The following is a 9,228-nucleotide window of genomic DNA, read 5'->3' on the forward strand; positions in this document are numbered from 1 at the left end:
TGTCGGATGAATGAAGCACTGGAGTATGATCTCTTTATTAGGATCAGGCCGGAAGACATCCACGTATTGTGTTATATTGCAGAAGCAGAAGACAATCTGATGAATATAAGGCATGTTACAGATGAAGGTCTACTCAAAATCATCGTTCCTGCTGGTCTGCTGGAGGAACTCAAGAGTTTCCTTCAGAGTATCAAGAAGCGGATAGATTTGGAAGTGGTGGAGATTCGTGCGAATCCTGGACATACTTGATAGTGCCGTACCAAACGACAAAGCCGAGAATGTGAGGAAGATAGACTACGACAAGCTCCGGAGGCTAGGTTACAACACCATTCTCTTTGACTACGACAACACGATAGCAGTCTGGAGAGAGCCATTCGATATGAGGAATAAGTCGGTAATCGACGATCTCATAGCTGCCGGGATGAAGGTCGCTGTTGTCACAAACGGTCCGCAATCCAGAGTGAGGAACCTAAGAGACCTCTTTGGAGAAAAACTCAGGATTTATCACTCGATGAGAAAGCCCGGTACCAAGGAACTCCGGAAGGTTCTGAGCGATATGAAGTCGCGGCCTGAGAAGACGGTAATAATAGGAGACCTTTTCTTCACAGATATTATTGCGGGGAACAGAATGGGGATGTATTCGATCTTGGTGGCACCACTGGTCGATATTAGCCAGAAGTGGTATAAGAGGCTTCTGGGGAAGATGACGATTGCAGCTTATTTTGTCTTCTTCTTCAGTATTGGCTGGATCTTCAGAACGGGAAGGCTGGCCACGCCTCATTTGTTTGCCGAAGGCGTTATGGACATTGATTTTGATGCGTTGAAGGAGTCCGGTTATAAACTTGTGATCTTCGATTTCGACAATACCCTTGAGCCCTGGGGAGCAAGCTCGGTCTCGAAGGAGAAACGGTTGCTTCTCAGCAGAGTGGAAAGACTGGGTATGGAGGTCGTTCTAATTTCAAATGGCAAGCCGGGCAGGCTCGGCAGAATCAATGATGAGCTGGATTCAATAAGGGTAATCAGCCGAGCTAGAAAGCCTCTGACATTCAAAGCCAAACGAGTGCTTAAGGACTCTGATATTCCATCATTCAAGACAGTGGTAGTGGGAGACCAGCTCTTCACAGATATGATTATGGGTAATCTTCTAGGGGCGTACACAATAAAGGTCGAACCTATTTCGGAGAGAGAATTCTTCTGGACGAAGCTTGTAAGAATGGTTGAAGGTCTTCTTCTAAGCAAAATGAAAAAGCATCCAGAGGTGGAGGCGCTTGATAGATGAGATGTAGCGGATGTGGTGTGGAACTACAGCATGAAGACCCGGAAGAACTGGGATACCTACCTGAATCGGTTTTGGAATCAAGGCTCCAGGCTGGCAAGGAGATAATGTGCCGAAGGTGTTTCTTGATAAAGCACTATAGTTCTTTGCCTGAGAACGATTCCGTGTCACATACACTCGATAACCTTAAAGAGTACCTGAAGCTTGCGCGAGAAGTGATTTACGTAATCGATATCTCCGATTTTGACGGCACCTACAGGAAGGATATTTCTCAACTACTCAAGAACCATTCCGTTCACTATGTTTTAAACAAGATAGATCTCCTTCCCAAAGAGGTGAAGGTTGAAGAGATAAGGGAGTGGGCGTCGGACATTATCAAAGAGCCTGTGATCAGAGTGAGACCCGTCTCTGTACTGGGCAAGTACGGACTGAATTCGCTTTACGCCTATCTGAAGTCCGCAGCGGAGGAGTTTGTCTCGATAGGAGTGACTAATGTTGGAAAGTCCTCTCTTCTGAATGGGCTCATGCGTTCAGAAGAGATAATAGTGAGTCGTTTCCCCGGAACAACTGTAGAGGTAGCTTCGAAGACTCTGAAAAACTCAGCTGTGATTGTTTACGATACTCCCGGGATTTTCACGAACGACAGGCTGACGGATTTGATGAGTACCGAGGATCAGAGCAGGCTTCTTGCCAGAAAAAGACTCAAAAAATCTACTTTTCAATTTCATGATGTTCGAACGGTTTTCCTTGGCGGATTCGTGAAGATAGACGCGAAAAATCAGAGCGATCCAGTCGGGATATTTCATACTTTTGTCCCGGAGAGCGTCTCGGTGCATGAAACTAACCCGAACACCGCTGCCAAAGAATGGGATAGTTGGTTCGGCGATATACTGAGACCTCCCTTTGATAGATCGAAAAGAGGTAAGTATAGATGGGAGGCTAAGGAATTCAGGCTTCGTACCGGTCAGGAGCTTCACATATGCGGCCTGGGGTGGATAAACGTAGCTAAAGGTCCACTTACAATAGTTCTAACCAGGCCTAAGAACGTAGCTCTGAAAGTGAGAAAAGGACTCGTGGGTCCTAAGAAGTTCAAGAAAAATAGATAACTGGAGGTGTTTTTGTGAAGCTTAAGCAACCTGCGATTAAAGCTGGAGTTTCGAATCGGCATTTGCATCTGAGTGAGGAAGACATCGGTAGACTCTTTGGAAGTGGTCATCAGCTCACTCCAATAAAGGATCTGGGTCAACCCGGACAGTTTGCATGTGACGAAAAAGTGATCCTTGTCGGTCCAAAGGGAGCAATAACAGGAGTGAGGGTACTGGGGCCTGCAAGAAAGGCAACACAAATAGAAGTATCCAGAACCGATGCCTTCTCTCTGGGGATCAAACCCCCGATAAAGGATTCTGGCGACCATGCCGGGACTGCCGGTCTCACGATTGTAGGACCAAAGGGAACGGTTGTACTGAACTCAGGAGTGATGCTGGCAAAAAGACACATACACATGACTCCTGAGGATGCAGAAGTCTATGGTGTGAAAGACAAGGATATCGTTATGGTTTACGCGGAAGGTGCAGGGACTAGAAGGGTAATCTTCGACGATGTTCTAGTCAGAGTACATTCCAGCTATGCGCTTGAATTCCATGTCGATGTTGACGAGGCCAACGCTGCAATAATTAACAACAACGATCCTGTATACATAATAGAGGAGCTATAGTGATCTACTTGGGAACGAGCGGATACTCATTTCCCGACTGGGTAGGAACTGCTTACCCCGAAGGAATAAGCTCTTCCCAGATGCTCAGGTATTATCACTCTGTCTGGAAGTTCAATTCTGTTGAACTGAATTTCACATACTACAGGATGCCATCGCTGAAGACGATAACAGGCATTTTACGGAAGATTCCAGGGGAGATGACTTTTTCTGTGAAGGCGCCTGGCCGGGTGACTCATGAATTATGGAAGGGTGATTCAAGGGGCCTAAGGGAAGTCTCAAGTGAGTTCTTTAGTGCTTTACTTCCAATGAGAGAAGAGGGCAAATTGGGTCCGACTCTCTTTCAGTTCCCGTGGTCTTTCAAATTCAATGAAGGAAACGTGATGTATCTTGAAGAGGTTGCCGACTCTTTCGATCCAGAGAGTAATCTTCTCGCTTTCGAGTTCAGACACGATAGTTGGGCGAACAAGGCCACTTTTGAAGCTCTGGAGAGGATTGGCGGAATACCCGTCACGGTCGATGAACCATCTATCGGCGAGTTGTTTCCTTATATCCCCAGCGCCGGTGCCAAAGGTGCTTATTTCAGGTTCCACGGCAGAAACTCGAACTGGTTCAGAAGTAGCGGAAGCGAAAGATACAACTACGATTATTCGGAAGTTGATCTGAGAAGTTTTGCCCTCGATGTGCTAGAATTTCATAAACGTGATATGCCCGTCTATGTGTTCTTTAACAACTGCTACATGGGTAGGGCAATTCATAACGCTCTTCAATTGAGAGAAATGCTAGGAGGTGCCTGAATAGACGATGACGTTTCCTGATTATATAAATGTTGTTTTGAGGATGATAGCTGAGGGAAATGAAAGCCACGAGATTTACGAACAGCTCCAAAAGCTGGGACTAAGAGAAGCAGAGATTGCCGAAGTCTACAATGCGGTTGTCGGCATTATTTCTTCGGGTTCAGAGTCGACAGAGACCATTCTGGACGGTGAATACGACCCCAGGAAGAGAGTCTTCCTTGATGAAGAACTTAGAGCCATCATGACCGTTCCCGGTCTGTACAAGTCGCTGCTATGGGGAGCGATTTCTTCTGGAGAGTTCGAGAGAACTTTGACAGATTTCTCTATGAATAATTAAAAACCCGCCTTAAAGGCGGCGGGTTTTTTCATACAATCCATTTCGCAGCAGGTATGAAGTATCTGTCAGGCAGCTTGTCAGGGTTTGGAATTACCCTTACGGTATAGGCCAGATCGCCCTCTTCGGATACTGTGAACTTTCCTCCGTAAACGTATTCTCCATGAACGTCTTCCTTAACGAGCTTCATAGGGTACAGACTGAAACTGTCCAGCTCTCCTTCTTCGTTCATCTTTGCTACGAAGATCTCGACGAGAACTTCAGAGGGATCGAGTGTGCCCAGATAGATATTTGCCGATAGAGATATCTCCTGACCTACCTTCACTGACTTGGCTGAGGATTCTCCCTGCACGTTAGGTTTGATCCTTATGGCGTTCCAGCTGGAACTGAACTTGTCTTTCCACACGGCTGCGCTCTTGGCGAGTTTGAAGCCATCTCTTTCAGCCTCTTCAGAAAGATCTGCAGCGGGGAAATACAGATCGTTCGCATAGTCAATGACCATCCTGTGAGTATTGAATCTACTCCCAATCTCCTTTATGGAGTTCTTCATTCTTTTCGCCCATTGTCTTGCAACACCGTCTTTGTCTCTTGAGTAATAGAGAGGTATTATCTCCTTCTCCAGAGTGCTATATATCGAGACCGAGTCTATTCTGTCCTGGAGCTCATGGTCCTTGTAGTCTCTGTTGTCTCCTATGGCCCAGCCGTTTTCCCCGTTGAAGCCTTCAACCCACCAGCCATCGAGTACGCTGAAATTTAAAACGCCGTTCATGCCGGCCTTCTCACCGCTCGTTCCGCTGGCTTCGTGCGGTCTCCTCGGCGTATTGAGCCAAATGTCAACCCCGCTGACAAGATGCCTTGCGATATTCATGTCGTAGTTCTCGACGATGATTACTCTGCTCTTGAACTCGGGGGTTCTGGAAATCTCATAAAGCTTTCTTATAAGCTCCTTGCCGGGATCGTCTGCAGGATGGGCCTTTCCGGCAAAGACAAACTGGACAGGTCTTTCAGAGTTAGTGATTATTGATTTCAATCTGTTGATGTCCTTAAAGATAAGAGTTGCGCGCTTGTATGTAGCAAATCTCCTGGCAAAACCAACTGTGAGCACATTTTCGGGAAGGGCTTCCTCTACTTCCAGAAGATCTTCTATCGTCTCTCCTAGTCTCATTCTCTGTTTCTTAAGCCTGCCCTGAAGAAATCCTCTTGCCCTTGACTTGAGGGACATGTGAAGCTCCCAAATCTCTTTTTCGGGAATGCTATCGACCCCTTCCCACACCTCTGGGTCGTATACCTTTTCATGCCAGCCTTCAGGCAGGTACTTGTCGAGCAACTCGACGAGGTTAGGATTGAGCCACGTCCAGATATGGACACCGTTCGTCACGTGGGTTATTGGAACCTCAACTGCGGGCAAATCCGGATATATGTGGTTCCACAGGTTTCTGCTCACTCTTCCGTGTAGCTTGCTTACGCCATTGGCGAGCGCAGACAATCTCAACGCTAGAACGGTCATGCTGAAATGTTGGCCCCCGCCAGGAAGCTTTTCAATCCCTAGATCTATGAATTCGTCTCTTTCGGTCTTCATTTTGCTCCAGAAGTCCCGGAAGTACTTGTCAATCATGTCAAGACTGAACGTATCATTGCCTGCAGGGACCGGTGTGTGAGTTGTGAAGACACTGCTCGTCTTGACAATCATAGAAGCCGTCGAGAAATCCATTGAGTCTTTCTGGACGAGCTCTCTTATTCTTTCGACCGACAAAAAGGCGGCGTGACCCTCATTCATATGCCAGACTTTTGGAGAGTATCCGAGCATTCTCAGGGCTCTAACTCCACCGATGCCTAACAGTATTTCCTGCTTTATTCTCATCTCGCGATCTCCACCATACAGAGTAGCCGTGATCTTTCTATCATCGGGCTCGTTCTGAGGGATATCGGTGTCGAGAAGATAAAGCGACGTTCTGCCTATGGCTGCCTTCCATATCTTAGCCCATACTTTTCTTTCGGGAAAATCAACATTCACGAATACTTCATCACCGGAAGCGTCCAGCGCAGGAATTACCGGGAAGTCTTCAAACTCATAGGAATGATACATATTCTGCTGCCATCCAGATTCATCTATCATCTGCTCGAAGTATCCATTCCTGTACAGAAGGCCGACTGCGACGAAGTTAAGTCCTAGATCGCTTGCTGTCTTAAGATGATCACCGGCTAGGATTCCAAGGCCGCCCGAATAGATTGGAAAGGATTCATGAAAGCCATACTCCGCACAGAAGTACGCTATACACTGATTCTTTCGCTCACCATGGGCCCTTTCAAGCCAGGTGTCCTTTCCAGCAATATACTCATCGAATTGCCTTACTACGCTTTCGTACATTTCCGCGAAGTCTTTGTCTTCAGAGAGTTCATAAAGCCTGTTCTGGCTGACCCTACGAAGCAAACGCACCGGACTTCTCTTCTCCTGATACCACATCTCAGGATCCATGTATCTGAACATTTGCTGAGCAGGGTAATTCCAGCTCCACCAAAGGTTTCTCGCAATCTCTTCGAGTCTATTCAGTTTTTCCGGCAGTCTCGGTACCGCCATAACCTTTTCAAGGAAGTACATCAATATACCCTCCTAAATTCTGGTGTTATGTCCAATTATACCTTGTTAGGAACGATCTTGCTCTTTTATTGTGCTCTTGCTCATTGTTACTGGTCGGTATGCCAAACAAAAAAGGGAGCACTGCTCCCTTTTTATATCTGTTGGACTATTCTGCATTATGGCCTTTTACGGATACCTCTTTTCTTGTCGAGTCTTCTCTTAAAGGCAGATATCTTCTCGCCGCTATCTCTCATGAACTTGGCCAATTTCTTTTCGAAGTCCTGACTTGTCGTTCCTTCTTCTGAACCCTTGGCCTTGAGATCTTTGATTGACAGTTCCCACTTTCCGTCCTTCGTCGTCCCAAGAACCTTTGCTTCCACTTTCTGACCGACTTTGAGATAGTCTTCAATGTTCTTCACGTACTCTCTTGCCACTTTGGAAATATGAATGAACCCTTCCTCACCGCTTTCAAGATTTACGTACGCTCCGAATTTCTTGACAGAAGTTACACTTCCCTCAACAACGGTACCCACTTTCACACTCACATGACTAACCTCCAATTGACTATATACTTGAGAGAGCGCAGAGCGCAGACTCAGTAATTGTCTCCGTATTTGTTTCTGAACTTCTGTACTCTTCCTTCAGTGTCGAGAATCATTGAAGATGCATCTCCACGGAAGAAGGGGTGGCAGCTGGAACAAAGGTCAATCTTTATGTTGTCCTTTGTCGAGAAGAATTTGTGTTCTGCGCCACAGGTACACTTTACGGTAATCAGCTTCATCTCAGGGTGCATTTCTTTTTTCATCGGGGCTTCACCTCTTCATGTTGTAATTTGCACAAAACTCATTATATCATAGAGAGGAAAGCGTGTCAAAGACTTACTTATGGCTGAAAGCTGTCGTAGAATGGAGAATAGTGATGATTACAGATGTTTTGAGTAGACTCAAACAGTCGGCCTCTTCTCAGGGCTTCTATACTTATTATAGCAAAAGAAAGGAACACATCGAAAGACTGTCTAGTCACCTTAAGAAGAACCCTGTGAGTAGTGCAGCAATTGCAAAGGTAAGAAAACGGATTCCCGATCTGAGCTCTCTCTCTTATGAAGAGATGGAGTTTTCAATAGACATCCTTAGAGAACGAGACAAATCACCTGAAGAAAGGGTCGATTATGTTTCGTCTCTGTCGAAAGCTTCTCTGGCCAGTATCGGTCATTTGCTTTTCTTGATCGATCCCAGAAATAACCCGCCCGTTACCGGCCCTATCATAAAGGAAATCAAATCGGTAGACGACTATAAAGAATGGCTTTCCTTCTGTAAGTCAATCGGCAGACATGGAATCCAGAACTTCGTCATGCTTGAGGCAGCGCTACTGTACGAGAGAGACGATTTGGCCCAGAAACCCGATCTTGCTTACAGAGTTGGCCAAGCGGTGTATACTAACATCACTGAACTCGAGCTGTTGAGAGGGGCGATTTCCAATCTGTCCAGACAGGAGAGGAGAGGACTGGCGAATCTAAAGTTCACGCATCCGTATGTGAAAACGGTCCTCTTATCTAGTCATGCAAGATCGGTAGTTGTAGATGGAAGCAATATAGTATTCTCGAAGAGCGAACATGCCGATCTTAACAGAATCGATAACCTCTTCCTTAGAATGTCGTTTTGTAGAATCGCCTTGTTCCCTTACAGGATCGTCTTTGATGCCAACATCAGGTATACTCTCGGCGGTTTCCAGCAGGAAAGCCTTAACAGACTGCTCTCGTTGCCACAAGTTGAGACCTATTCACCTGCTGATGATAGGATAATCTTCCTCGCGAGAGAGAACAACTCAGTGGTTGTCACCTACGATAGATTCCTGGATCATTTGGTTGATGATATAAAGATAGTGCGGCCGGAGGACATAGATGAAAGTCTCAGACTTTGATTACGATCTTCCACAAGAATTGATTGCTCAGGAACCCGCTGATCCGAGAGACAGCTCTCGACTGCTGGTGATCAACAGGGAGACAGGCCTATTTGAACACAGAGTCTTCTCAGAAATCACTGAACTCCTTCGTCCGGGTGATGTTCTGGTGTTGAACAACAGTCGGGTCGTCCCGGCGAGACTAATAGGTAGAAAGGAAACAGGTGCCAGTGTGGAAGCCCTCTTGATAGAAAAACTGGGCTCAGGCCTCTGGAAAGCGATAGTGAGACCTGGTTCCAAGATCAAGCTGGGAAATGAGCTTATCTTCAGAAGCATCTCTTGTAAGGTCGTAGAACACTGTGAAGACTCTAGCAGGGTCCTTGACTTCCATGGAGCTGCCGATGAAGAGATAAAAGAAGCCGGTCTTCTTGCGATTCCTCCGTATATTCACAAGTATCCGGATAATCCCGAGTCTTATCAGACTGTGTATTCGCAGAGAGAGGGCTCAGTCGCTGCCCCTACCGCAGGGCTTCACTTCACGGATGAGCTTCTCGGATCCATTGAGAGCAAAGGAGTTGCTATCGAGTACATCACGCTTCACGTTGGAATAGGAACATTCAGGCCGGTGAAATC

At 46.4% G+C, this 9,228-nt stretch carries 11 protein-coding genes; 8 read left to right on the top strand and 3 right to left on the bottom strand.

Annotation, left to right across the window (positions count from 1 at the left end):
- Positions 1–6: 6 nt before the first annotated feature.
- Genes V512_RS03130 through V512_RS03155 form a run of 6 tightly spaced genes read left to right on the top strand, consistent with a single transcriptional unit; the run spans position 7 to position 4,121 of the window.
- Complete coding sequence (locus V512_RS03130) at positions 7–249, top strand: DUF4911 domain-containing protein (RefSeq protein WP_099829001.1); 243 nt, start codon at positions 7–9, stop codon at positions 247–249.
- Positions 227–1,279 carry a YqeG family HAD IIIA-type phosphatase gene (locus tag V512_RS03135; RefSeq protein WP_099829002.1) on the top strand — a complete coding sequence of 351 codons (1,053 nt, stop codon included), beginning with the start codon at positions 227–229 and terminating at the stop codon, positions 1,277–1,279. Before V512_RS03130 ends, V512_RS03135 begins: the two co-directional genes overlap by 23 nt.
- Positions 1,276–2,382, top strand: a complete 1,107-nt coding sequence (locus V512_RS03140; protein ID WP_099829003.1) for a GTPase — start codon at positions 1,276–1,278, stop codon at positions 2,380–2,382. Before V512_RS03135 ends, V512_RS03140 begins: the two co-directional genes overlap by 4 nt.
- 14 nt (positions 2,383–2,396) lie before the next feature.
- The gene (locus tag V512_RS03145; protein ID WP_099829004.1) at positions 2,397–2,990 is read left to right on the top strand and encodes a phosphate propanoyltransferase; all 594 of its coding nucleotides are present in this window, start codon (positions 2,397–2,399) and stop codon (positions 2,988–2,990) included.
- Entirely contained in the window at positions 2,990–3,784 is a 795-nt protein-coding gene (locus V512_RS03150; protein ID WP_099829005.1) for a DUF72 domain-containing protein, read from the top strand. Before V512_RS03145 ends, V512_RS03150 begins: the two co-directional genes overlap by 1 nt.
- 7 nt (positions 3,785–3,791) lie before the next feature.
- Positions 3,792–4,121 (top strand): hypothetical protein, encoded by a 330-nt coding sequence (locus tag V512_RS03155; RefSeq protein ID WP_099829006.1) that lies wholly within the window; start codon positions 3,792–3,794, stop codon positions 4,119–4,121.
- 28 nt (positions 4,122–4,149) lie between these two features.
- Here V512_RS03155 and glgP read toward each other — a convergent pair whose 3' ends face one another.
- The 3 genes from glgP to rpmE all read right to left on the bottom strand — a co-directional run bounded on the left by glgP (position 4,150) and on the right by rpmE (position 7,501).
- Positions 4,150–6,717, bottom strand: coding sequence for an alpha-glucan family phosphorylase (gene glgP / locus V512_RS03160; RefSeq protein WP_099829007.1), 2,568 nt, complete (start codon positions 6,715–6,717; stop codon positions 4,150–4,152).
- A gap of 155 nt (positions 6,718–6,872) precedes the next feature.
- Positions 6,873–7,241 carry a S1 RNA-binding domain-containing protein gene (locus tag V512_RS03165; protein WP_099829008.1) on the bottom strand — a complete coding sequence of 123 codons (369 nt, stop codon included), beginning with the start codon at positions 7,239–7,241 and terminating at the stop codon, positions 6,873–6,875.
- 50 nt (positions 7,242–7,291) lie between these two features.
- Entirely contained in the window at positions 7,292–7,501 is a 210-nt protein-coding gene (rpmE, locus tag V512_RS03170) for a 50S ribosomal protein L31 (RefSeq protein WP_099829009.1), read from the bottom strand.
- A 62-nt stretch (positions 7,502–7,563) separates the two neighbouring features.
- On the opposite strand from rpmE, the gene V512_RS03175 reads away from it, so the two are divergent.
- Positions 7,564–8,616 carry a ribonuclease gene (locus V512_RS03175; protein WP_243392225.1) on the top strand — a complete coding sequence of 351 codons (1,053 nt, stop codon included), beginning with the start codon at positions 7,564–7,566 and terminating at the stop codon, positions 8,614–8,616.
- Positions 8,597–9,228: S-adenosylmethionine:tRNA ribosyltransferase-isomerase (locus tag V512_RS03180; RefSeq protein ID WP_133117310.1), on the top strand; the 632-nt coding region annotated here is incomplete at its 3' end. The genes V512_RS03175 and V512_RS03180, both read left to right, overlap by 20 nt.

The organism is Mesotoga sp. Brook.08.105.5.1, from assembly GCF_002752635.1.
In the GTDB taxonomy this organism is placed as follows: domain Bacteria; phylum Thermotogota; class Thermotogae; order Petrotogales; family Kosmotogaceae; genus Mesotoga.